Annotated in this window: 20 protein-coding genes; 8 read left to right on the plus strand and 12 right to left on the minus strand. The window is 55.9% G+C overall.

Annotation, left to right across the window (positions count from 1 at the left end; all coding sequences use genetic code 11):
* Window positions 1–94: 94 nt before the first annotated feature.
* The 4 genes from ACQG0S_RS14675 to sanA all read left to right on the plus strand — a co-directional run bounded on the left by ACQG0S_RS14675 (window position 95) and on the right by sanA (window position 3,033).
* Complete coding sequence (locus ACQG0S_RS14675) at window positions 95–490, plus strand: CidA/LrgA family protein (protein WP_022648690.1); 396 nt, start codon at window positions 95–97, stop codon at window positions 488–490.
* Window positions 487–1,182 (plus strand): CidB/LrgB family autolysis modulator, encoded by a 696-nt coding sequence (locus tag ACQG0S_RS14680; protein ID WP_022648691.1) that lies wholly within the window; start codon window positions 487–489, stop codon window positions 1,180–1,182. Before ACQG0S_RS14675 ends, ACQG0S_RS14680 begins: the two co-directional genes overlap by 4 nt.
* A gap of 128 nt (window positions 1,183–1,310) precedes the next feature.
* Window positions 1,311–2,195 carry a cytidine deaminase gene (cdd, locus tag ACQG0S_RS14685; protein WP_169441234.1) on the plus strand — a complete coding sequence of 295 codons (885 nt, stop codon included), beginning with the start codon at window positions 1,311–1,313 and terminating at the stop codon, window positions 2,193–2,195.
* A gap of 127 nt (window positions 2,196–2,322) precedes the next feature.
* Window positions 2,323–3,033 carry an outer membrane permeability protein SanA gene (sanA, locus tag ACQG0S_RS14690; protein ID WP_022648693.1) on the plus strand — a complete coding sequence of 237 codons (711 nt, stop codon included), beginning with the start codon at window positions 2,323–2,325 and terminating at the stop codon, window positions 3,031–3,033.
* Window positions 3,034–3,160: 127 nt separating this feature from the next.
* Here the strand turns inward: sanA and mglC are convergent, their stop codons facing one another.
* From mglC to ACQG0S_RS14725, 7 genes are all read right to left on the minus strand, one after another.
* Complete coding sequence (gene mglC, locus ACQG0S_RS14695; protein WP_022648694.1) at window positions 3,161–4,171, minus strand: galactose/methyl galactoside ABC transporter permease MglC; 1,011 nt, start codon at window positions 4,169–4,171, stop codon at window positions 3,161–3,163.
* Window positions 4,172–4,186: 15 nt separating this feature from the next.
* On the minus strand, window positions 4,187–5,707 hold the full coding sequence (gene mglA, locus ACQG0S_RS14700; protein ID WP_048966253.1) for a galactose/methyl galactoside ABC transporter ATP-binding protein MglA: 1,521 nt from the start codon (window positions 5,705–5,707) through the stop codon (window positions 4,187–4,189).
* Window positions 5,708–5,786: 79 nt separating this feature from the next.
* The gene (gene mglB / locus ACQG0S_RS14705; RefSeq protein WP_022648695.1) at window positions 5,787–6,785 is read right to left on the minus strand and encodes a galactose/glucose ABC transporter substrate-binding protein MglB; all 999 of its coding nucleotides are present in this window, start codon (window positions 6,783–6,785) and stop codon (window positions 5,787–5,789) included.
* A 295-nt stretch (window positions 6,786–7,080) separates the two neighbouring features.
* On the minus strand, window positions 7,081–8,103 hold the full coding sequence (galS, locus tag ACQG0S_RS14710) for an HTH-type transcriptional regulator GalS (RefSeq protein WP_048966254.1): 1,023 nt from the start codon (window positions 8,101–8,103) through the stop codon (window positions 7,081–7,083).
* A 155-nt stretch (window positions 8,104–8,258) separates the two neighbouring features.
* On the minus strand, window positions 8,259–9,416 hold the full coding sequence (gene yeiB / locus ACQG0S_RS14715; RefSeq protein WP_022648696.1) for a DUF418 domain-containing protein YeiB: 1,158 nt from the start codon (window positions 9,414–9,416) through the stop codon (window positions 8,259–8,261).
* An 18-nt stretch (window positions 9,417–9,434) separates the two neighbouring features.
* A complete protein-coding gene (gene folE, locus ACQG0S_RS14720; protein WP_017383384.1) occupies window positions 9,435–10,103 on the minus strand; it encodes a GTP cyclohydrolase I FolE in 669 nt (222 codons plus the stop codon).
* Window positions 10,104–10,205: 102 nt separating this feature from the next.
* Complete coding sequence (locus ACQG0S_RS14725) at window positions 10,206–11,354, minus strand: YbfB/YjiJ family MFS transporter (protein ID WP_022648697.1); 1,149 nt, start codon at window positions 11,352–11,354, stop codon at window positions 10,206–10,208.
* A 137-nt stretch (window positions 11,355–11,491) separates the two neighbouring features.
* Between ACQG0S_RS14725 and fghA the strand changes: the two genes are divergently transcribed.
* A complete protein-coding gene (fghA, locus tag ACQG0S_RS14730) occupies window positions 11,492–12,319 on the plus strand; it encodes an S-formylglutathione hydrolase (protein WP_038416422.1) in 828 nt (275 codons plus the stop codon).
* A 261-nt stretch (window positions 12,320–12,580) separates the two neighbouring features.
* Window positions 12,581–14,566 (plus strand): ligand-gated channel protein, encoded by a 1,986-nt coding sequence (locus tag ACQG0S_RS14735; RefSeq protein WP_048966255.1) that lies wholly within the window; start codon window positions 12,581–12,583, stop codon window positions 14,564–14,566.
* A gap of 54 nt (window positions 14,567–14,620) precedes the next feature.
* Here the strand turns inward: ACQG0S_RS14735 and ACQG0S_RS14740 are convergent, their stop codons facing one another.
* Both ACQG0S_RS14740 and yieE read right to left on the minus strand, forming a co-directional pair.
* A complete protein-coding gene (locus ACQG0S_RS14740) occupies window positions 14,621–16,090 on the minus strand; it encodes an amino acid permease (protein ID WP_022648700.1) in 1,470 nt (489 codons plus the stop codon).
* A 180-nt stretch (window positions 16,091–16,270) separates the two neighbouring features.
* A complete protein-coding gene (gene yieE / locus ACQG0S_RS14745) occupies window positions 16,271–17,137 on the minus strand; it encodes a DNA-binding transcriptional regulator YeiE (RefSeq protein ID WP_017383387.1) in 867 nt (288 codons plus the stop codon).
* A 97-nt stretch (window positions 17,138–17,234) separates the two neighbouring features.
* Here yieE and ACQG0S_RS14750 point away from each other — a divergent pair, with 97 nt between their 5' ends.
* Both ACQG0S_RS14750 and nfo read left to right on the plus strand, forming a co-directional pair.
* On the plus strand, window positions 17,235–18,281 hold the full coding sequence (locus tag ACQG0S_RS14750; protein ID WP_023306611.1) for a YeiH family protein: 1,047 nt from the start codon (window positions 17,235–17,237) through the stop codon (window positions 18,279–18,281).
* Window positions 18,282–18,345: 64 nt separating this feature from the next.
* Window positions 18,346–19,203 (plus strand): deoxyribonuclease IV, encoded by an 858-nt coding sequence (nfo, locus tag ACQG0S_RS14755; RefSeq protein WP_426750544.1) that lies wholly within the window; start codon window positions 18,346–18,348, stop codon window positions 19,201–19,203.
* 74 nt (window positions 19,204–19,277) lie between these two features.
* Here nfo and fruA read toward each other — a convergent pair whose 3' ends face one another.
* Genes fruA through fruB form a run of 3 tightly spaced genes read right to left on the minus strand, consistent with a single transcriptional unit; the run spans window position 19,278 to window position 23,048 of the window.
* On the minus strand, window positions 19,278–20,963 hold the full coding sequence (gene fruA / locus ACQG0S_RS14760; protein ID WP_048966256.1) for a PTS fructose transporter subunit IIBC: 1,686 nt from the start codon (window positions 20,961–20,963) through the stop codon (window positions 19,278–19,280).
* Between the two features lie 16 nt (window positions 20,964–20,979).
* On the minus strand, window positions 20,980–21,918 hold the full coding sequence (gene fruK / locus ACQG0S_RS14765) for a 1-phosphofructokinase (RefSeq protein WP_006811313.1): 939 nt from the start codon (window positions 21,916–21,918) through the stop codon (window positions 20,980–20,982).
* Complete coding sequence (gene fruB / locus ACQG0S_RS14770; RefSeq protein ID WP_022648705.1) at window positions 21,918–23,048, minus strand: fused PTS fructose transporter subunit IIA/HPr protein; 1,131 nt, start codon at window positions 23,046–23,048, stop codon at window positions 21,918–21,920. Before fruB ends, fruK begins: the two co-directional genes overlap by 1 nt.
* Window positions 23,049–23,078: the final 30 nt, after the last annotated feature.

Consider the following 23,078-nt stretch of genomic DNA (forward strand, 5'->3'; position numbering starts at 1 on the left):
GGAATGTCTGGTATGCCCAAAATTCATGATGTGATCCGTGGCACATTTTCAGGTTTAATTGTATGATGAATACGTCTCAGCAAGGACTTTCACCATGAGCAAATCACTGAATACTATCTGGCAATACCTTCGCGCCTTCGTCCTGATTTATGCCTGCCTGTACGCCGGCATTTTTATCGCGTCGCTGCTGCCTATTACCATCCCCGGCAGCATTATCGGCATGTTGATCCTGTTTGTGCTGCTGGCATTACAGGTGCTGCCCGCGAAATGGGTCAACCCGGGGTGCTTCGTTCTCATTCGCTATATGGCCCTGCTTTTTGTGCCTATCGGCGTTGGGGTTATGCAGTATTACGATGTGCTTAAGGCGCAGTTCGGCCCGATAGTGGTCTCCTGCGCCATCAGTACGCTGGTAGTTTTCCTGGTCGTCAGCTGGAGCTCACACATTGTGCATGGCGAACGTAAGGTCATCGGGGAGAAAACAAAAAAATGATGGCGAATATCTGGTGGTCCCTGCCGTTAACCCTGGTGGTGTTCTTTGCTGCGCGTAAGCTTGCGGTTCGTTTCAAAATGCCGTTGCTCAACCCGCTGCTGGTCGCCATGGTGGTGATTATTCCTTTTCTGCTGCTCACCGGCATTTCTTATGAACGTTACTTCGCCGGGAGCAAGATCCTCAACGATTTGTTGCAGCCTGCCGTGGTGGCGCTGGCGTTTCCTTTATATGAGCAACTGCATCAGATCCGCGCGCGCTGGAAATCCATCATAACCATCTGCTTTGTGGGTAGCCTTGTTGCGATGATCACCGGTACCTCGGTGGCCTTATTGATGGGCGCATCGCCGCAGATCGCCGCCTCTATCCTGCCTAAATCCGTTACTACGCCGATTGCCATGGCCGTGGGCGGCAGCATCGGCGGCATTCCGGCCATCAGCGCCGTGTGCGTGATTTTCGTCGGTATCCTGGGCGCGGTGTTTGGTCATACACTGCTGAATATCATGAAAATTCGGACCAAAGCGGCGCGCGGTCTGGCGATGGGTACCGCCTCGCACGCGCTGGGCACCGCACGCTGCGCGGAGCTGGATTATCAGGAAGGGGCATTCAGCTCGCTGGCACTGGTGATCTGCGGGATTATAACCTCCCTGCTCGCGCCGTTTATCTTCCCGATTATTCTGGCAGTAATGGGCTAAAATTTGCGATGCGTCGCGCAAATTTCATTTTCATTTCATAAGTTGCATACATAATGAGATTTGGATCACATATAAAGGCCGTACGGCTCCGTACACTACCGATCCATTAACCTTGATGAGGCAACGTCATGCATCCACGTTTTCAAGCTGCTTTCTCTCAGCTTGCAGAGAATTTGCAATCAGCCCTGGCTCCGGTTCTGGCGGATGCGCATTTCCCCGCCCTGCTGACGGCAGATCAGGTCACGACGCTTAAACAGGCAACGGGGCTGGACGAAGACGCGCTGGCTTTCGCCCTGCTGCCGCTGGCGGCTGCTTGCGCCCGCGCTGACCTTTCCCATTTTAACGTAGGCGCAATTGCGCGCGGCGTGAGCGGGACCTGGTACTTCGGCGGGAACATGGAGTTTCTCGGTGCGACCATGCAGCAAACCGTTCATGCGGAGCAGAGTGCCATCAGTCACGCCTGGCTGCGCGGCGAAAAGGCCCTGCGCGCCATCACCGTCAACTATACCCCTTGCGGCCACTGCCGCCAGTTTATGAATGAGCTGAACAGCGGTCTCGAACTGCGTATCAACCTGCCGGGACGCGCGCCGCATACGCTGGGTGATTACCTGCCGGATGCTTTTGGCCCTAAAGATCTTGAGATCAAAACCCTGCTGATGGATGAGCAGGACCACGGTTACGCGCTCTCAGGGGATGCGCTCAGCGAAGCGGCCATTGCCGCCGCCAATAAAAGCCACACGCCATACAGCAAATCACCAAGCGGCGTCGCCCTTCAGTGCCGCGACGGCCGCATCTTCAGCGGCAGCTATGCAGAGAACGCCGCGTTTAACCCGACGCTGCCTCCGCTCCAGGGCGCCCTGAACCTGCTCAGCCTGAACGGGTATGACTACCCGGATATTCAGCGCGCGATCCTCGCTGAAAAGGCCGATGCACCGCTGATCCAGTGGGACGCGACCGCAGCCACGCTGAAAGCGCTGGGCTGTTCAACCATCGACCGCGTGCTGCTAGCATAATCTGTTCGGCGGGCAAATTTGCCCGCCAGTCTGACGAAAAACCCCTCAGTTGAATCGCTGTTTCTTGCGCTAACCAGGCGGGTACAGTAGCCTGAGGGAAATTTCATCATCGGTACGAGCCATCTGCATGTTAAAGCGCGTGTTTTACAGCCTGTCTGTCCTGGTCGGCATACTGCTGTTGATCGTGCTGGGTCTCGACCGCTGGATGAGCTGGAAAACAGCTCCCTACATTTTTGACGACCTACAGGACCTCCCCTACCGCCAGGTTGGCGTGGTGCTTGGCACCGCCAAGTATTACCGCACCGGCGTCATCAATCAGTATTACCGGTATCGTATTCAGGGCGCGCTGAACGCCTATAACAGCGGCAAGGTGAACTATCTGCTGCTGAGCGGCGATAACGCGCTGCAAAGCTATAACGAGCCGGTGACGATGCGCAAAGACCTGATTGCCGCAGGCGTCGACCCGGCCGATATCGTGCTCGACTACGCCGGATTCCGCACGCTTGATTCCATCGTGCGTACCCGCAAGGTGTTCGACACCAACGATTTCATCATCATCACCCAGCGTTTCCACTGCGAGCGGGCGCTGTTTATCGCCCTGCATATGGGGATCCAGGCCCAGTGCTACGCCGTGCCGTCGCCAAAGGATATGTTGAGCGTGCGCGTACGCGAGTTTGGCGCCCGTTTTGGCGCGCTGGCTGACCTGTACCTGTTCAAGCGTGAACCGCGCTTTTTAGGCCCGCTGGTGCCGATCCCAACGATGCACGAAGTGCCTGAAAATGCGCAAGGTTATCCGGCGGTGACGCCGGAGCAGCTGCTGGAAATGCAGAAGAAGTAATAACTGATGTCGGGTGGCGGCTTCGCCTTACCCGACCTACGATCGCGATTTTGTAGGCCCGGTAAGCGTCGCGCCACCGGGCAAAAAAAGGCCCGCTACGTGAGCGGGCCTTTCCATTCTGAAGAACTTATTTCTTACGCGCGTACTTCAGTGAATCCAGGGCAACCGCGAAGATAATGATCGCGCCCTTGATGATGTACTGCCAGTACGGGTTGACGCCGATGTAGGTCAGGCCGTAGTTGATCACGGTGAAGATGATCACACCGGTCACCACGCCCAGCACGGTACCCACGCCGCCGCTGAAGGAGACGCCGCCGACCACGCAGGCCGCAATCGCATCCAGCTCGTACATAAAGCCGAGGTTGTTGGTGGCAGAGCCGATACGGCCTGCTTCCAGCATCCCGCCGAAGGCGTAGAACACACCGGACAGGGCATAAATCATCAGCAGGTTCAGAGCCACGTTGACGCCGGAGACTTTCGCCGCTTCCGGGTTGCCGCCGATAGCAAAGATGTTTTTACCGAAGCGGGTTTTGTTCCACAGGATCCAGACGAACGCCACCGCAATCAGCGCATAGAAGGTGATATAGGAGAGACGGAAGCTGCCCAGCGCAACAAACCCCTGCGTGAAGGTCGAGAAGCCGCTTTCGAAGCCAGAGATTGGAGACGCGCCGACGAAATCGTAGTACAGGGAGTTGATACCATAAACGATGATCATCGTGCCAAGCGTGGTGATGAATGGCGTCACGTTCAGGTAAGCAATGATGATGCCGTTAATCAGGCCAATTACCGCGCCGATGGCGCATACGATCAGGATCACCACGAAAATCGGCATGGTCGCCATCTCCGGGAACACCTTGTTGGCGTTTTCCATCGACTGCAACAGGGTTGCCGCAATAACCGCCGCCAGACCCACCTGGCGCCCTGCCGAAAGGTCTGTCCCCTGGGTAACGATGAGCCCTGCCACGCCCAGTGCGATGATAATACGTACGGAAGACTGGGTCAGAATATTACTTAAGTTCAGCAGACTTAAGAACGTTGGGTCCTGGAAAATAATTATCGCCAGCAAGACTAAAAGAACAACGTAAATACCGCCTTCTTTCAGATAAGTGAGAAAACTTTTTTTATTTAACGCACTCATGAGGAGCCCCTGATCTTAAAGGTGCAAAGACGCAAGACGCAAAATTTCGTTTTGCGTTGTCGTTTTGGTTTCAACAATACCGGCAACGAGACCATTGCTCATAACCAGAATACGGTCTGTGATCCCTAACAATTCCGGCATTTCGGAAGAAATAATAATGATCCCTTTACCTTTTTTCGCCAGCTCTGCGATCAGCTGGTAAATCTCGAATTTTGCACCCACGTCGATACCGCGCGTAGGTTCATCCAGCATCAGTATTTCAGGCTGGGTTAATAGCCAGCGACCAATAATAACTTTCTGCTGGTTCCCTCCCGAGAGTGAGCCAATTTGCGTGCGGTGGCCCGGCGTTTTCACGCGCATGGAGTCAATCACCCATTGGGTATCGCTCTTCATGCGGGAATTATCCAGCAACCCGACCTTGTTTTTGTAATTGCGAATATTAGAAATTAACGAGTTAAAGTTAATATCAAGATAAGCGTAAATACCGGTGGAACGCCGCTCTTCCGTCACCAGCGCAAAACCATTATTAATGGCTTCGTTGGCATTATGGTTGTTGATTTTCTTACCGTGCAGGGTAATGGTGCCTTCGGCTTTCTCACGGATACCAAACAGGGTTTCCACGATATCGGTGCGCTTAGCGCCCACCAGCCCTGCGATACCAAGGATCTCGCCCTTGTGCAAATCGAAAGAGACATCGCGGATGGACGGCTGACGCAGTGAGGTCAGGTTACGCACCTCCAGAATCACTTCGCCCGGCTTGTTTTCTTTATCCGGGAAGCGCTGGTTCAATGAACGGCCAACCATCATGGCGATGATCTTGTCCATGTCCAGCCCTTCCAGCGGCTGGGTGGCAATCCACTGGCCATCGCGCAGGATGGTAATTTCATCGCACAGCTGGAAGATCTCTTCCATTTTATGTGAGATATAGACAATGCCGCAGCCGCGATCTTTCAGCTTACGGATGATGGTAAAAAGGTGGTTAACCTCTTTTTCCGTCAATGACGATGTCGGTTCATCCATGATCACGATTTTCGCATCATAGGAGAACGCTTTGGCAATTTCGATCATCTGCATCTGGGAAACGGATAATGTCCCGACGCGTGCGCGCGGGTCAATATCAATATCCAGCTCATCGAAAATGGCTTTGGTGTCGCGATACATTTTATCCTGATCGACAAAGACACCTTTGGTTGGATAGCGGCCCAACCACATATTATCCATAACTGAACGTTGCAGAACCAGGTTTAATTCTTGGTGTACCATCGAGATACCGTTCTCCAGCGCTTCTTTCGCTGAATGGAAGTCGATCTCTTTTCCCTGAAAAAGAATGCTGCCAGAATCTTTTTGATAGATCCCAAAAAGGCATTTTAATAATGTTGATTTACCCGCACCGTTTTCACCCATTAACGCATGAATAGAGTGAGGACGAACTTTTAAATTAACATTATCGAGCGCCTTAACACCGGGGAATGACTTGTTAACACCGGTCATTTCCAACAAGTATTCACCGGACGACTGAGTAGTTGTGCTGACCATAATTATACCTTGTTGGCCTCGCATATCGCGTTATAAAAGGGCGCAACGAATTGCGCCCAGTGAAGACAATTCAGTTAACTTATTTACCGATAAACTCAGCCAGGTTGGACTGGTCTACGCCCACGTAAGGAACGCGAACGATTTTGTTTTCAATTTTCCAGCTGGTGCCGTCAGCAGCGCCTTTACCATCAGCGAGGTTTTTCGCCAGATCGAAGGTGGCTTTCGCCTGGTTGTTAGCATCGTTCAGCACGGTACCGGCCATTGCGCCAGATTTCACCAGCGCCAGCGCTTCTGGCAGAGCATCCACACCGAATACAGGAATGGCGGATTTGTTGTGTGCTTTCAGCGCTTCAACAGCACCCATTGCCATTGCATCGTTGTTGGCGATGACCACTTCAATTTTGTTGGCGTTCGGGCCAGAGAGCCACGCATCCATCTTATCTTTCGCCTGAGCGGTGTCCCACATTGCGGTGTCTAACGCCAGCTGCTGGGTTTTCAGGCCTTTATCGTTCAGCTCTTTAATAACGTAGGTGGTACGAGCTTCAGCATCCGGATGGCCCGGTTCGCCTTTCAGCAGAACGAACTGAATCTGACCATCTTTGTTCATATCCCAGTTTGGGTTCGCCGCCCAGTGTTTCGCAATCAGATCGCCCTGGATAATCCCGGACTCTTTGGAGTCAGTACCCACGTAATACGCTTTATCGTAGCTGTCCAGCGCTTTACGGGAAGGCTCTTTGTTGAAGAAGACAATCGGCACGTTCTGGCCGCGTGCTTTCTCGATCACCGTACCTGCCGCAGCCGGGTCAACCAGGTTAATAGCCAGCGCTTTCACGCCTTTTGCCAGAAGAACGTCAATCTGATCGTTCTGTTTAGACTGGTCATTCTGGGAGTCATTCATCAGCAGCTGCACGTCTGGCGCTGATTTAGCATCTTTTTCAATTGCTTTACGCACAACGGACATGAAGTTGTCGTCGTATTTATAGATAGTCACGCCAATACGGGTATCCGCTGCGTGTGCTGCTGCGCCAAAAAGCATGCTTGCCATGACAGCAGACAGAGTCAACACCTTCTTATTCATGGTATCTCCGGTTTTTTTTATGCAGGGTAGTTCTTGTGAAAAACGGTCGGCGGGCAGATGTTAATAAAACGTTACTGATCGCCGAAGTTCACTTATAAAATGTCCAGCTTCCGTGTTCGGTAACGCTCCAGAAATGCGTTTTATTCGTTGTTTGAGGCATTCTGGTAACGGTAAAAGTGAATAATCACCGTTACATTGTGTTTCAGCCTCTAAAACGCTGACATCATAGACAGCGGCTTGTTAAGATACTGTGAATTTACTCACAGATTGAAAACGGTTACATCACGTGATGTTATCAGTTAGTGATCGGAGCCACAGTTTGTCGGATAGCGACCGAATGGCGGCGTACTAAAGTCGGCATAAAACAATGCGTTGCGTCAGGATCTAACAGCCCTGCCGCCCCCTGTAGCGCCAGCTCTGTCGCCAGTTTCGCCATCGACGCAATGGGGTAACGCACCGTTGTCAGCTGCGGATCGGTGTAACGGGCAATCGGAATATCATCAAAACCGATCAGCGATAAATGCTGCGGCACCGCAATGCCATTATCTTTCAGCGCGGTAAGCGCACCTGCCGCCATGCTGTCGTTATAGGCAAACACGGCCGTCAGCTGAAGGTTACGCCCCAGCAGTTCCACCATTGCCGCTTCACCGCCCTGCATGTCCGGTGAACTGGTACCTACCCAGCTCTCCAGCGGCGCAATGCCCTGTTCTTTCAGGGCGTTTTGCCAGCCCTCACGGCGCATCATGTCGTCTTCAATACCGTGGCTGGAAGCCAGATAACCAATGCGCTGATGGCCGTTGCTGATGAGCATCCGCGTCGCCATCATCGCGCCGCTGATGTTATCCAGACCGACGCAGCGATGCGCATAACCGGGGACGATACGGTTGATCAGCACCATACCGGGGATCTGCTCCATAAACCCAGCCAGCTCTTCATCGCTCAGGGCTTTTGAGTGCACAATCAGGGCGTTACAGCGCTGGCGGATCAGTACCTCAATGGCATAACGCTCTTTTTCAGCCTCGTGATAGCTGTTGCCAATCAGCACATATTTCTGGTGCTGCTGAGCAACGACGTCCACCGCTTTGACCAGCGCGCCGAAGAAGGCGTCCGACACGTCCATCACCACGACACCAATGGTATCGCTGACCTGCGTCGCCAGCGCCTGAGCATTGGCGTTTGGCCGGTACCCCAGCTGGGTCACGGCTTTCATTACGGTTTCACGCGTTTCAGGGCTGACCAGCGCACTGTTGTTCAGCACGCGGGAGACAGTAGCAACAGAAACACCCGCCTGGCGGGCGACGTCACGAATGGTGATCATATTCACCACCCTTAAAAGGATTGCAGCAACTCACAGACACCCCCTGTGTTTAGCAAGGTGGCTATTTTGGCAGCGAGAGAGAGGAGACTACGTGAAGAAGCTCACACAGATGAAAACGCTTACATCCGTTTTGTTAATGATTGTGATCCAGATCGTTATCTGGATGTATTACGCAATGACACGCCCGACGCAAGGGCGGTTAACCGTCGCCATACCCACTCCAGCGGGCCCTGGCGGAAAAAACGCAGCCAGATAACTGAAAACACCACGTTAACAATCCAGACCGGAATAACAAACGCCAGCAGCGTCAGGCGGTCGAATTTCATAAACAGGCCGAATCGGTAGAAAAGCGTGGTGCATATCAGCGTTTGCAGGATGTAATTGCTTAACGCCATCCGTCCAACGCAGGCCACCGCACTGACGATCCACAGGCGAGAAAGCCGGGGCCAGAAGCCATAGATCAGCGCCGCATAGCCAATGGTCTGGAACGGCGCGCTCAGCTCTCGCGGCACCTGCAACAGGAACGCGCACCAGCGGTAATCCCACTGAAGATGCCACTGTACGATCACCGCCGGAAGGTTAATCATCACGCCGAGCAGTACCAGGCCAGCGCCTGTGAGACGATAGTGTCGCAGGCTAAATTCTCCTTTCAGCCAGCCGGTGCGCATCAGGGCTGCGCCCATCAGCATCATCCCCGCCAGCTGCCAGCCGTATTGCGCCCCCAGCGCCAGCAGGTTATCGCCGAGCATATCGGCCCGGTTGCCGATCGCTTCCATGCCGCCTTTCAGCTTCCAGAACTGCTCATATTGCAGATTGGCCGCATCCGGGATCCACGAACGACTGGTGGAAGCATCAGCGATCATGCCAAGCAGCAATAACACGGTCAGTCCCATGACATAGAGCATCACGCCAGTGTTAAAGAGGCTTTTTACACCGGGCGCGTCGCGGATCAGCCGCCAGCAAATCAGGCCCACCAGACCATACGCGAGCAGAATATCGCCGTCCCAGAAAAGCAGCCCGTGAATAAAACCGAGGATAACCAGCAGCGTTAAACGCGACTGGATCCAGCGCGTACCGCGTTTGAGGAGAAGCTGAAGTCCCGCGCCAAACAGAAGCGCAAAGAGGGTCAGAAATTTAACCTGTGCGAAGAGATCAAGGATTGCCCACGTCCAGGCGTCGCTGCGCGTGATGTCGCCATACCATGCAGGGTTCAGATAGGCGGCCTTCGGCAGACCGAAGGCGCTGATATTCAGCAGCAGGATACCGAGAATGGCGACGCCGCGAACAAAATCGAGCGTGACGTTTCGCTCCATGGTCCCTGCCCTGTCTGATTAGTTGTGGTGGCGCACGGCGCGCAGAAACTCCTGGCGGGTGTTCTGGCTCGATTTGAACAGGCCGCCCAGCGAGGTGGTGGTAGTCGCGCTGGTTGCATCACGCACGCCACGCGCTTTCACGCAGTAGTGAACCGCGTCGATAGACACCGCCACGTTGTTAGTCCCCAACAGGGTTTGCAGTGCGGTCAGGATCTGCTGCGTCAGACGCTCCTGCACCTGAGGACGCTGGGCAAAGAACTGCACGATGCGGTTGATCTTGGACAGGCCAATGACCGTATCTTTTGGAATATAGGCCACCGTCGCTTTACCATCGATGGTCACAAAGTGATGCTCGCAGGTGCTGGTCAGCGTGATATCGCGTACCGTCACCATCTCATCGACCTTCATCTTGTTTTCAATGACGGTGATTTTCGGGAAGTTCGCGTAATCCAGGCCGGAGAAAATTTCGTCGACGTACATTTTCGCGATGCGGTGCGGCGTCTCCATCAGGCTGTCGTCGCTCAGATCGAGATTCAGCAGTTGCATGATCTCCGTCATATGGCCGGCGATCAGACTCTTGCGGGTAACATTGTCCAGCTCCTGCACGGGCGGGCGCAGTGGCGTTTCAAGACCGCGCGCAACCAGCGCTTCATGGACAAGGGCTGCTTCTTTACTGAGTGATGACATTCTTTTCTCCTGCAGGTGTGGCGTCTTTTGCCCTCGTTGTGGCAAAAGTGTGCGCTCATTGTGCGTGAGGCGACGCACATAATCCAGTATTCACGTCGATAATTATTGCAATTGCTGTTGCCTTTCAGCCTGACGGTTCCAGACTAACGCTCCGCCAGCGAACAGCGCGATCCCCGCCAGCCCCAGCGCAGGTTCCAGCCGGTGCGTGAGCCAGGTCGAGAGTGCCGACGTGACCGGACCAATCAGCTGACCAATGGCATACCCGGTGGTAAGCAGTCCCGCCATATAACGCGTATGATCTGGCGCCAGCTCGCGACCGTACAGAAGAGAGAGCTGCACGGCGCAGAGGAACCCGCCGCCCACCAGCAGCCCACCCGTCAGCAAGCCGCCAATGCCCGGCAGCAGCCAGGCCGCCAGCACGCCTATCCCCTGTAACCAGAGAACAATCGCCAGCCTGCGGTTAGCGCTTGATGTATGCCGCAGGGCAATACTGAGCGCAATCCCCACCACCGAGGCGGCGCCAAATATTGGCCAGACAAACTGGGCAAACAGGCTGCCCGGGAAACGCACCGCCGCCATTTGCGACAGGAAGGTCGCAGGGAGGATATAGCCGAACCCTGCCAGGCTGTAGCTCCAGACCAGACGCCTGAGATCCGCGGTCAGCAGCAACGGCTCAGGCGCGGTACCGGGGCGATGAAGCTGGCCCGCGCGCGGCAGGTAGCGCGCCACCAGCGCAATCAGCACCAACGCCAGTACGCCGTAGATTTGCCATGCCGCGCCGGCAGACAGGGATCTCGCCTGAATATAGACCGCCAGCAGGCCACTCAGGGCGATGCCGGCCCCGGGTCCGGCAAAGACGGCTGCACTAAGCCCCGGCTTGCCCAGCTGCCCCAGCCGCTCGTTGGTCCAGGCGGCAATCAGCACCATCGACCAGCCGCTCATGCAGCCGATCACAAAGCGCAGCAGACCGTGAACGACAGCATTATCTGCCGCCGCAGAGAGCAGCGTCAGCGCCACCGCGCCAGTGATGCCAAGCCAGAGACGCGTTTCAACGAAGCGATGAGCGCGCATAGCATCCCATGCCCCCACCAGATAGCCCAGGTAGTTCATTGCCGCCACCAGCCCCGCGCTGGTAAGCGTGAGTTGCCCGGCGGCAATCATCAGCGGCACCTGAGGCGTGAAGGCGAAGCGCCCTATCCCCATCGCCACGACCAGAACCACAAATCCGCTGAGCGCGATACGCAGCGCCATGATCGCTCCAATTGTTAAAGAAAAGTAAATTTATGATGCAACATCTCGCCGTCCTGCGAAAGTGAAAGTTGCTCACAGGTCAATGAAAACTCTGTATTATGCGTTTTATGAATAGTCTTTCGGATAAGGAGCCCTGCATGGAACTGCTCGAAGAGCATCGTTGTTTTGAAGGTCGACAGCAGCGCTGGCGGCACGACTCCACCACGCTGAACTGTGCTATGACGTTCAGCATTTTCCTGCCCCCTGCGGACAATCCACCGGTGTTGTACTGGCTTTCAGGCCTGACCTGCAACGACGAAAACTTCACCACCAAAGCGGGTGCCCAGCGTATTGCTGCCGAACTGGGCATTGCGCTGGTGATGCCAGATACCAGCCCGCGTGGCGATGACGTGGCCGACGATGCCGGATACGATTTGGGTAAAGGCGCCGGGTTCTATCTCAACGCCACGGAACAACCCTGGGCGAGCCATTACCGCATGTATGACTACATTCGCGATGAACTCCCTGCCCTGGTGCACTCTCAGTTCGCGGTCAGCGAGCGCTGCGCGATAAGCGGACATTCGATGGGTGGCCACGGGGCGCTGATAATGGCGCTGAAAAATCCGGGGAAATACACCAGCGTGTCCGCATTTGCGCCGATTGTGAACCCAACGCAGGTGCCGTGGGGGCAAAAAGCCTTCACGCACTATCTGGGTGAGGATGCAGAGAAATGGCAGGAATGGGACAGCTGTGCGCTGTTGCTGGCAAGCCAGCCAGAAGACGCTATCCCGATGCTGGTGGATCAGGGTGATGCCGATCAGTTCCTCGCCGGGCAGTTACAGCCTGCGGTGCTGGCGGAAGCCGCGCGCCAGAAGGACTGGCCGCTGACGCTGCGCATACAGCCGGGATACGATCACAGCTATTACTTTATGGCGTCCTTTATTGAAGATCATCTTCGCTTCCATGCGACACATTTGTTCGCGTAAATACAGCTGTTTGCCCGATAGCCTCTCGCCTGTCGGGCCTTTCCCCTCATTTACATAATCCTATCCGCTTGAATCCAGCCTGTTTTCCGTCGCCCTCACTCAAACACAAATGATTTCAATTATCATTTGTGTTTACAATTCTACATTCTTTTGTACAATTCCAGGCTCTTCTCCATCTCAAAGAGTTCTTACAAGACAAAAACATACAGTTCTCAGGGTTATCCCGATGGAGTTTTTTTCATTTTTATACGGAATGTACAAATGACAATACCACGCATTAAGCTCCTGGCCGTCGCCATTGGCGCTGCCACATGTTCCCCCTTCGTTCACGCAGCCGATCAGGATACCGTTGTCGTTACCGCGACGGGTTTTGAACAAAAGATCCAGAATGCCCCCGCCTCCATCTCTGTGATTTCAAAACAGCAGATTGAAGATAAAGCCTACCGTGATGTTACCGATGCCCTGAGAGATGTCCCGGGCGTCGTCGTCACCGGCGGTGGAAGTAGCAGTGATATCAGTATTCGCGGCATGGCCTCTCAGTACACCCTGTTCCTGGTGAACGGCAAACGCGTCAGTACGCGAAGCACCCGCCCAAACAGCGACAACTCGGGTATTGAACAAGGCTGGCTGCCGCCGCTGGAGTCCATTGAGCGCATCGAGGTCATCCGCGGCCCGATGTCCTCGCTTTACGGCTCCGATGCTATGGGGGGCGTCATTAACGTCATTACCAAAAAAGTCTCGAACACCAAAGCCTGGACCGGTTCGTTGCATGGCGATGCAACCTTCCAGGAAAATCATGACTCCGGCGATATCTTCCAGACCAACGCCTACGCCTCTGGTCCCCTGATTGACGGGCTGCTGGGTGCAAAAGTGACGGGGCTGTTGTCACGCCGCGCAGAAGATAAAATCGTGAACGGCTATAACGAGCAGAAAATGCGTAACGGTGGCATTACGCTGAACTTCACGCCGGACGAGAAGAACGATTTCGATCTCGACTTTGCTCGCGAGCTTCAGGACAGAAACAGCACCCCGGGGATGTCGAAAGCAGCTGAAACCTGCCGGGGAACAACCTGTACGCCAAATACCAAAAGCGACTCGCGCTATGAGCACACGACCTACTCGTTAACTCACAGTGGTTATTACGACGACTTCAATACCACCAGCTATATCCAGCAGGAAGAGACCAATAATCCAGGTCGCAAAATGCGTTCCTACAACACCACCTTTAACAACCAGAACCAGATCTTCCTCGGCGATCATACGTTGACCCTCGGCGGGCAGTACCGCTATGAGAAACTGCGCGACAAGGGTAATCAGCTGGAAGCTGCTGACGGCCTGAACAAACTGACGCGCTGGAGCTGGGCCCTGTTTGCCGAAGATGAATGGTCAATGACGGAAAGCTTTACGTTGACCGGCGGCCTGCGTATGGATAAAGACCAAAACTACGGGACGAACTGGACGCCGCGCGGTTACGGCGTATGGCACCTGGCCGATCAGTGGACGTTGAAAGGCGGTGTTTCTGCTGGCTATCGTGCGCCGGATCTGCGTCAGTCGTCTGCCAGCTGGGGCCAGGTGACAGGTGGCGGCCGTCTTGACGGTATCATCGTCGGCAACCCGGATCTGAAACCCGAGAAGAGCCTGAGCGAAGAGCTCGCCCTGCTCTGGGATAACAACGATAACCTTAATGCCGGTGTGACCCTGTTTAATACCGACTTCAAGGACAAGATTACGGAAGTTCGCCGCTGTAACAGCAGCGCCGATCCCGCCTGTACGATTGGCGATCATAGCTATGATTTCGTCAGCGATCGCGTCAACGTGGACAAAGCCAATATGCGCGGTGTGGAGTCCTCCTTCGGCTGGAAAATCACGCGCGATGTGAACTGGACTGCAAACTACACCTATACGGAATCCGAGCAGAAGAGCGGCCAGTTCTCCGGCAAGCCACTGAACAAAATGCCAAAACACATGTTCAACACCACCCTGGACTGGCAGGCGACGCCCGACGTCGGCTTCTGGAGCCGTCTGAACCTGCGCGGTAAAACGTCTGAGTACCTGAGCCGCACGTCTATGTCTCAGGGCACACCGTCCTACACTCAGGTGGATGTCGGTATGCGCTACAACGCCAACAAAAACCTGCTGGTTACTGCCGGTGTATATAACATGCTCGATAAGCAGATTGACTACGATACGTATGACACCGTGCTGGATGGCCGTCGCTATACCGTAGGCATGACCTACAGCTTCTGATCTGCCCATAAAAAAGCCCGCTCGATTGAGCGGGCTAAAAGAGAGGAAGTGCGGTTATTGTTTAAATCGTTCCGGGAAATCCATTTCACTGTAGCGAACGAAGCGCGTTCCTTTCGTCAGTTTGTAGCCAAACCAGATGATCAGGAACAGCGGAATGCCGATATAGGTGGCCGTGACGGCGCCCCAGTCAATGGTGTCCGCAAGGAAGGCCTCATAGTTCTGGCCCAGGGTAATGATCAGGCACAGAACAAAGGCGAAGATCGGCCCCAGCGGGAAGAACCCTGACCGGTACGGCAGGTTATTCAGATCATGACCCTGCTTGACGTACCCGCGACGGAAACGGTAGTGGCTGATGGCAATGCCCAGCCAGGCAATGAAGCCCGTCATACCAGAGGTGTTAAGCAGCCACAGGTAGACCGTCTGGTTGCCGAACATGGAGGTCAGGAAACAGAGACCCGCAATCACCGTGGTCGCATACAGCGCGTTGCGTGGCACGCCACCGCGAGACAGTTTCGAGAAAATACGTGGCGCTTTACCGTCGCAGGCCAGGGTGTAAAGCATGCGGGTAGAGGCGTACATCCCGGAGTTACCCGCAGACAGTACCGCCGTCAGGATCACCGCGTTCATCACCGCCGCCGCAGAGAGCAGACCCGCGTGCTGGAAGACCAGGGTGAACGGGCTGACGCTGATGTCTTTCACATCGTTACGCAGCAGGCTTGGGTCGGTATACGGAATGATCAGGCTGATAATCAGGATCGCGAACACATAGAACAGCAGGATACGCCAGAACACCTGACGCACCGCGCGCGGGATGGTCTTCTCCGGGTTTTCGGATTCACCGGCCGCAATGCCAATCAGTTCGGTGCCCTGGAAGGAGAAGCCGACAATCATCGCCACGCCAATCATCGCCGAGAAGCCCCCGGCAAACGGCGCATCGCCTATTGTCCAGTTACTCCAGCCCGCCGGTTCAGCCCCTTTGAAAATACCAACGATCATCGCCACACCGACGACGATAAAGATGATGACGGTTGCCACTTTAATTAAAGAGAACCAGTATTCCGCTTCGCCGAAACCGCGCACGGAGATGTAGTTCAGCAGGAAGATGACCGCCAGGAACAGGGCGCTCCAGATCCAGCCGGGCGTGTCCGGGAACCACCAGGTCATCACCAGCTGTGCGGCGACGAGGTCAACGGCGATGGTCACCGCCCAGTTGTACCAGTAGTTCCAGCCCAGCGCGAAGCCGAAGCCTTCCTCAACGTATTTTTGTCCGTAGGTCGAAAACGAACCAGACACCGGCATGTATGCCGCCAGTTCGCCCAGGCTGGTCATCAGGAAGTAGACCATCAGGCCAATCAGGATATAAGAGAATAATGCCCCACCCGGGCCGGCTGCCGAAATTGTTGCGCCAGAGGCAACGAAAAGACCCGTACCGATGGAGCCGCCAATGGCGATCATCGTCAGGTGACGCGCCTTAAGTGCGCGACGTAGCGCGGGCGCTTCTGTGGTTTTAGTTTCTGAAACCATGTGAAAATGCTGTCCATTCAATAAATGAGGCGCGATTGTAGCAGACGATCTGCGTTGCTTCCGGCAGAAATGCTCAGTTATAAGAGAGCTTCATGACTCGGCCAGGATTATAAGTAAAGCATAAAAATGTGGAGTGATAAGCGCACCTGGCCCCGGTAAGCGAAGCGCCACCGGGGAACGTTAAATGGCACAATAGCGCAGAAAACGCTGGAGCGAGCTGGAAAGGTGTTTCTGACGATGGTGGATGCACCACAGCGTGCGCACCAGCTTCGGCAGCGGAACGGGGATCTCAACCAGAGAGCCGGTTTCCAGCTGTTCGGCGATCACCCGTCGGGAAAGACAGCTAATGCCCAGGCCATGACGTACGGCATGCTTAATGGCCTCGGAGTTACCTAACTCCATCCCTAGCTGGAACTGCGGCAGATGGGACAGCAGCAGATAATCGACAATCTCACGCGTGCCGGAGCCCTGCTCTCGCAGGATCCACTGCGCCTGCGCCAGACGCTCCAGCGTAACCTCGCCCTGGAGTAAAGAAGAGGCCGGGGAAGCAAACACCACCAGCTCATCCTCAAGCCAGGGCTCCGCAATGATATCGACGTTGTGGCACGGCCCTTCGATAAGACCGATGTCCACGCGGAAATCAATCACCGCGTTAATCACGTCCTGGCTGTTGCCGACGCTCATCTCCAGCGGCAGGGTCGGAAAATCCCGGCGGTAGCGGGCGATCACTTCCGGCAGGATGTAATTACCGATCGTGCTGCTGGCGTAGACGCGAATAGCGCCGTTGTCCTCGCGGAACAGCTGTTCGATCTCCGTTGCCTGCTCAAGCAAGGCCAGGGCACGCGGATACAGCAGGCGGCCATGTTCGTTCACCACCAGTCGCTTTCCTACCCTGTCGAAAAGCTGGACGCCCAGTTGCCCTTCAAGATCGGTCAAGGCCGCGCTAACGGCGGACTGCGAGAGCGCCAGCATTTGTGACGCCTGGGTTGTCGAGCCGCTTTTCAGCACCTCGGCAAAAACTTCCAGCTGACGCAATGTGATGTGCATGGTTGCTTACCACTTATAAAGATTGATTATAAATATATAATCAATTTTATTTTTAAGCCAGAGCGCCGTAACCTTTAGCCAGACAAAGGAGAAGGTTATGTCAGAAATCACCTTACAACATCATCGTACAGTGTGGCACTTCGTGCCGGGTCTCGCGCTCAGCGCCGTGGTTACCGGCGTGGCCTTATGGGGTGGCAGTATACCAGCTGTTGCCGGCGCAGGGTTCAGCGCCCTGACGCTGGCCATTCTGCTCGGCATGGTGGTCGGGAACACCGTTTACCCGCACATCTGGAAATCCTGCGACGGCGGCGTGATTTTCGCCAAGCAGCATTTATTACGTCTCGGGATCATCCTTTATGGCTTCCGTCTCACCTTTTCGCAGATCGCGGATGTGGGTGTCAGCGGGATTGCCATCGACGTCCTGACCCTTTCGAGCACCTTTTTACTGGCGTGCTTTATCGGCCAGAAGATCTTTGGTCTGGACAAACAGACCAGCTGGCTGATCGGTGCGGGTAGCAGCATCTGCGGCGCAGCGGCTGTACTGGCAACAGAGCCGGTAGTCAAAGCCGAAGCCAGTAAAGTCACGGTTGCCGTCGCGACGGTAGTTATCTTCGGTACGCTGGCGATCTTCCTGTATCCAGCCATGTATCCGCTGGTGGCGCACTGGTTTAGCCCGGAAACCTACGGCATTTATATCGGCTCAACCATGCACGAAGTGGCGCAGGTGGTGGCGGCAGGTCACGCCATTAACCCGGAAGCGGAAAACGCGGCGGTCATTGCCAAAATGCTGCGCGTGATGATGCTGGCCCCGTTCCTGATTTTCCTCGCGGCGCGGGTTAAACAGCTGGCTCCTGCAGGCGGCAGCGAGAAAAGCAAAATCACCATTCCGTGGTTTGCGATCCTGTTCATCGTGGTCGCTATCTTCAACTCTTTCCACCTGCTGCCAAAAGTGATGGTGGATATGCTGGTCACGCTGGATACGGTCCTGCTGGCGATGGCGATGGCGGCGCTGGGCGTCACCACGCACGTCAGCGCGCTGAAAAAAGCCGGGGCGAAACCGCTGCTGATGGCGCTGGTGCTGTTCATCTGGCTGATTGTTGGCGGCGGTGCGATTAACCTTGCGGTACACAGCCTGTTGGCATAAACCATCTCGTCCTTCTCCTGTTAACCCGCTATCATAGGCATTTCGGGTTAACAGGAGTCTTTTTATGAAATATGTTGGAGCGCACGTCAGCGCTGCCGGTGGCCTTGCGAATGCCGCCATTCGCGCCGCCGAAATCGAGGCGACCGCTTTCGCCCTGTTCACCAAAAACCAGCGCCAGTGGCGCGCAGCTCCCCTCACCGCGGAAGTGATTGATGACTTCAAAGCCGCCTGCGAGAAATACCGCTATGGGCCTGGGCAGATCCTCCCGCACGACAGCTACCTGATTAACCTCGGCCACCCGGTTGCTGAGGCGCTGGAAAAATCCCGCGAAGCATTCCTGGATGAGGTTCAGCGCTGTGAACAGCTGGGGCTGACGCTGCTGAACTTCCATCCCGGTAGCCATCTGATGCAAATCGACGAAGACGCCTGTCTGGCGCGCATCGCCGAGTCCATCAACATGACGCTGGATAAAACCCAGGGCGTGACGGCGGTGATTGAGAATACCGCCGGTCAGGGCAGCAACCTCGGCTTTAAGTTTGAGCATCTGGCGGCGATAATCGACGGCGTGGAGGACAAATCCCGCGTGGGCGTATGCATTGATACCTGCCACGCGTTTGCCGCCGGGTATGACCTGCGCACAACCGAGGCCACGAAAAATACCATCGAAGAGTTCGAGCGTATTGTTGGTTTTAAATATCTTCGCGGTATGCACTTAAACGATGCGAAAAGCGCGTTCGGCAGCCGCGTAGACCGTCACCACAGCCTGGGCGAAGGTAATATCGGCCACGATGCGTTCCGCTTTATCATGCAGGATGCCCGCTTCGACGGCATTCCAATGGTGCTGGAAACCATCAATCCGGATATCTGGGCAGAAGAGATTGCCTGGCTGAAGGCACAGCAGACCGCTGAACAGGCGGCATAAAAAAAGCCGGGCGCTTAACGCGACCCGGCTTTTTTGTAGGTCGGGTAAGGCGAAGCCGCCACCCGACACCTCTTTTAGGCTGCTTTTGCGACCACTTCCGCTTCCGGGCGCTTCAGCACCGCGTAAGACAGACCCGCCACCAGCGTACCGGCAACAATCGCCAGCAGGTAGCCCAGCACCGGAGTGATGGCGCCAGGGATCAGCAGGACGAACAGACCGCCGTGCGGTGCCATCAGTTTCGCACCTACCGCCATGGAGATAGCTCCCGTTACCGCACCGCCGACGATACAGCATGGCAGAACACGCATTGGATCGCGCGCCGCAAACGGGATTGCGCCTTCGGTAATGAAGCACAGACCCAGCACCAGCGCCGCTTTGCCGCCTTCCTGCTGCGCTTTATCGAACTTACGACGGGCAATGATTGTCGCCAGGCCAAGTGCCAGCGGAGGCACCATACCTGCCGCCATGATCGCCGCCATAGGCGCATAGGTCTGGGTACTCAGCAGGCCAACGCCGAACGCGTATGCCGCTTTGTTTACCGGACCGCCCATGTCTGTACACATCATACCGCCGAGGATTGCGCCCAACAGCACCGCGTTCGCCGTCCCCATGGTTTGCAGCCAGTGGGTCAGACCTTCCAGAATGCCCGCGACCGGCTTACCAATCAGGTAAATCATCGCCAGACCGACCACCAAGCTGGAAATCAGCGGGATGATCAGGATAGGTTTCAGCGCCTCCATACTCTGCGGCAGCTTCAGCTTCGAGCTGATGAGCTTCGCCACGTAACCGGCAAGGAAACCGGCGATGATACCGCCGATGAAGCCAGAACCGGTGCTCACGGCCAGCATACCGCCGATAAGGCCCGGCGTCAGACCCGGACGGTCAGCAATGGAGAAGGCGATAAAGCCCGCCAGCACCGGCACCATCAGCGCAAACGCGGAGCCGCCGCCAATCTGCATCAACGCTGCCGCCAGCGTGCCCTGCTCTTTAAAGGCTTCGATACCAAAGGCAAAGGAGAGCGCAATACACAGGCCGCCCGCCACCACCATCGGCAGCATGTAGGAAACCCCGGTTAACAGGTGACGATAGGCACCCGCAGACTCTTTCTTACCTTCGCCAGGCGTCTTAGCCGCACCGGTCGCATGATAAGGTTTGGCTTCCGCCAGCGCTTTATCAAACTCCTGCGCAGTTTTCTTCAGCGCCAGGCCGGTTGAGGTGCGGTACATCGGCTTACCGGCAAACTTCGCCAGATCCACTTCGATATCGGCCGCCACGATCACCAGATCGGCTTCGGCCACCTCTTCCGGCGTGATGGCATTACCCGCGCCAACAGAGCCACGAGTTTCAACCTTCACCCACCAGCCGCGTTTTTTCGCTTCGGTTTCAATGGCTTCAGCCGCCATAAAGGTGTGAGCCACACCTGTCGGGCAGGCCGTTACCGCAACAATGCGTTTCGGCCCAGCGGTTGCGACCGGCGCGGCCTCAACGGGTGCGCTGTAAACCGTCGCATGACCTTTTGCTTCGCTCAGAAACAGTTCAGGGTGTGCCACCGCGCGGTTAATATCGCCCAGCCACACTTTTTTGCCGTTCAGGGCGCTGTCCGCGGGGATTTTGTCACCCAGAACAATCGCCATTTCAGCATCACCCGGGTTATCAATGATATCCAGATGCGCTTTTTGTGCCGCCGCGCCCAGCAGGGTCTTCGCCATATAGGCGCGAGCCTGTCCGAGACCGGAGTCAATGATCAGCAGCGTTTTCATTATTCCTCTCCTGCTGTTAGTTAAAAGGTTTTAAGTCAACGCGCGCCATCATCGCGGCTAACTGGGTACGATCGGTAATACCGACATTGCTCTGGCTCACGGCCAGGGCCGCAACGGCGGTAGCAAGGCGTAGGGTATGTTCACTGGATTCGCGCATCAGCAGACCGTAGATCAGGCCGCCAACCATCGAATCCCCGGCACCCACGGTGCTGACCACTTCCATAGAAGGCGGTTTGGCAATCCATTCCCCGGAGGCGTTAACCCACAGGGCACCTTCTGCACCCAGCGAAATCACCACATGAGCGATACCCTGCTCGCGCAGCGCATGGGCAGCGTCAATCACATCCTTTAATTCTGGCAGCTTACGGCCCGCCCAGATTTCCAGTTCACGGCGGTTAGGCTTAACCAGCCATGGCGAGGCTTTCAGACCGGCGACCAGCGCGTCGCGGCTGCTGTCAAAAATAATGCACGGGCACTGGCTGCGCAGGCGCGTCATCCAGTCGGTGAACGCTTCCGGGCTGACGCCGGACGGCAAGCTGCCGCTGACGCACACCATGTCAAACTGGCCCAGCCAGCTCAGGGAATCGGCAACGAAGCGCTCCCAGTCAGCCGGGGTCACTTCGAAGCCGGAGAAGTTCAGATCGGTCACTTCACCGTCTTTCTCGGTCAGCTTAACGTTAATACGGGTACGGCCCTGCACAACCTGAAAACGGTTGGCGATGCCCAGTTCACTGAACAACTGCTGAAAACCGTCCTGGTTGTCTTTGCCAAGGAAGCCGCCAACGGTGACGTCGATACCGAGATCTTTAAGCACCTTCGCCACGTTAATCCCTTTCCCTGCGGCATGCAGGCCGGTGGTTCGCACCAGGTTAACTTCGCCACGCTCAATTTCCGGGCAGAAGCCCACCAGATCGTAAGCCGGGTTCAGCGTAATGGTCGCAACACGTCTGCTCATTATGCGCCCTCCCCCAGACCGGCCGCGATGGCGTCGCCAATCGCTTTCAGCGCCTGTTCAGCATCAGCACCCTGCGCGGTAAAACGCAGACGATGGCCTTTCTTCACACCCAGCGCGACAACTTTCATCAGGCTGCGCCCGTTGGCTGGTTTACCCGAACCGTCCAGATTGGTCACGGTGATCTCACTTTCAAATTGTTTAATGGTATTCACCAGCATGGTGCCCGGACGGGCATGCAGGCCGTGTTCGTTACGCACCACGTACTCTGCGCTCAGCAGGTCGTCCGTCAGCGCATCGTCGCTGGTCAACAGAGCCAGCACCGTCGCCGCGTCTGCGTTCAGCAGTTTTTCAGCTTTATTGTTCAGCAGCAGATCGCCAAGGCGCTTCAGCACGGAAACCGGCTGATCGTCAGCCATGGCAACCGTTACCAGCATCGCGGCGCGTTCGCCGTCTGTCTCAAAGGCAACCGCAGCACGGCTGACCGCGATAGCACTGCGCAGGTTGCCTTCAGCACTGTCGTTCAGCCAGATGCCCTGACCCAGGTTTAAAGGCTTATCATTGATGGTGCGGGTCACAAAGGCGGTATCAGCCGCCCCCACCTCTTTCAGGCGAGCCGCGTTCAGCGCCTGGAGCGTCACCAGATCGGACGCAACGACGTCCAGCATCAGGGTTTCATTATCCAGCTTCAGCGCTTCGCTCTGTTTTTCGCCCATCAGCAGGGCACGCAGCTCTTCAGCAGTGGTGGCGGATTTAAGCTGTTCCGCGACGGCATCATCGCTCAGCACGTGCGTCAGCTGACGCAGCAGGCCCAGGTGTTCGTCACCGCTGGCCGCGATACCGATCGCCACGTAAGCCACCTGCCCCTCGCCCCAGAGCACGCCCTGCGGGAACTGGTAAACCTGCACGCCGGTTTTCAGCACCTGATCGCGGGTGTCCGTGGTGCCGTGCGGAATTGCAATACCGTTACCGAGGAAGGTGGAGGTCTGCTGTTCACGCGCCAGCATGCCGTTGACGTAGCCGTCCGCCACGTTGCCAGCCTGCACGAGCGCAGCGGCGACCTGGCGAATAGCCTCTTCTTTATTCCCGGCCTGTTCGCCCGGGTGGATATCCTGAACAGATAACTGGAACATGATTCTCCTCTCCTGCTGAAATTGAATCGT

Source organism: Enterobacter cloacae complex sp. 418I7 (genome assembly GCF_050030705.1).
GTDB classification, from domain to species: Bacteria; Pseudomonadota; Gammaproteobacteria; order Enterobacterales; family Enterobacteriaceae; genus Enterobacter; species Enterobacter intestinihominis.

Bases quoted from the DNA above. Each gene is read 5' to 3' on its own strand.
- ACQG0S_RS14675 (WP_022648690.1), top strand. From the start codon at position 95: ATGAGCAAATCACTGAATACTATCTGGCAATACCTTCGCGCCTTCGTC.
- ACQG0S_RS14680 (WP_022648691.1), top strand. From the start codon at position 487: ATGATGGCGAATATCTGGTGGTCCCTGCCGTTAACCCTGGTGGTGTTC.
- cdd (WP_169441234.1), top strand. From the start codon at position 1,311: ATGCATCCACGTTTTCAAGCTGCTTTCTCTCAGCTTGCAGAGAATTTG.
- sanA (WP_022648693.1), top strand. From the start codon at position 2,323: ATGTTAAAGCGCGTGTTTTACAGCCTGTCTGTCCTGGTCGGCATACTG.
- mglC (WP_022648694.1), bottom strand. From the start codon at position 4,171: ATGAGTGCGTTAAATAAAAAAAGTTTTCTCACTTATCTGAAAGAAGGC.
- mglA (WP_048966253.1), bottom strand. From the start codon at position 5,707: ATGGTCAGCACAACTACTCAGTCGTCCGGTGAATACTTGTTGGAAATG.
- mglB (WP_022648695.1), bottom strand. From the start codon at position 6,785: ATGAATAAGAAGGTGTTGACTCTGTCTGCTGTCATGGCAAGCATGCTT.
- galS (WP_048966254.1), bottom strand. From the start codon at position 8,103: ATGATCACCATTCGTGACGTCGCCCGCCAGGCGGGTGTTTCTGTTGCT.
- yeiB (WP_022648696.1), bottom strand. From the start codon at position 9,416: ATGGAGCGAAACGTCACGCTCGATTTTGTTCGCGGCGTCGCCATTCTC.
- folE (WP_017383384.1), bottom strand. From the start codon at position 10,103: ATGTCATCACTCAGTAAAGAAGCAGCCCTTGTCCATGAAGCGCTGGTT.
- ACQG0S_RS14725 (WP_022648697.1), bottom strand. From the start codon at position 11,354: ATGGCGCTGCGTATCGCGCTCAGCGGATTTGTGGTTCTGGTCGTGGCG.
- fghA (WP_038416422.1), top strand. From the start codon at position 11,492: ATGGAACTGCTCGAAGAGCATCGTTGTTTTGAAGGTCGACAGCAGCGC.
- ACQG0S_RS14735 (WP_048966255.1), top strand. From the start codon at position 12,581: ATGACAATACCACGCATTAAGCTCCTGGCCGTCGCCATTGGCGCTGCC.
- ACQG0S_RS14740 (WP_022648700.1), bottom strand. From the start codon at position 16,090: ATGGTTTCAGAAACTAAAACCACAGAAGCGCCCGCGCTACGTCGCGCA.
- yieE (WP_017383387.1), bottom strand. From the start codon at position 17,137: ATGCACATCACATTGCGTCAGCTGGAAGTTTTTGCCGAGGTGCTGAAA.
- ACQG0S_RS14750 (WP_023306611.1), top strand. From the start codon at position 17,235: ATGTCAGAAATCACCTTACAACATCATCGTACAGTGTGGCACTTCGTG.
- nfo (WP_426750544.1), top strand. From the start codon at position 18,346: ATGAAATATGTTGGAGCGCACGTCAGCGCTGCCGGTGGCCTTGCGAAT.
- fruA (WP_048966256.1), bottom strand. From the start codon at position 20,963: ATGAAAACGCTGCTGATCATTGACTCCGGTCTCGGACAGGCTCGCGCC.
- fruK (WP_006811313.1), bottom strand. From the start codon at position 21,918: ATGAGCAGACGTGTTGCGACCATTACGCTGAACCCGGCTTACGATCTG.
- fruB (WP_022648705.1), bottom strand. From the start codon at position 23,048: ATGTTCCAGTTATCTGTTCAGGATATCCACCCGGGCGAACAGGCCGGG.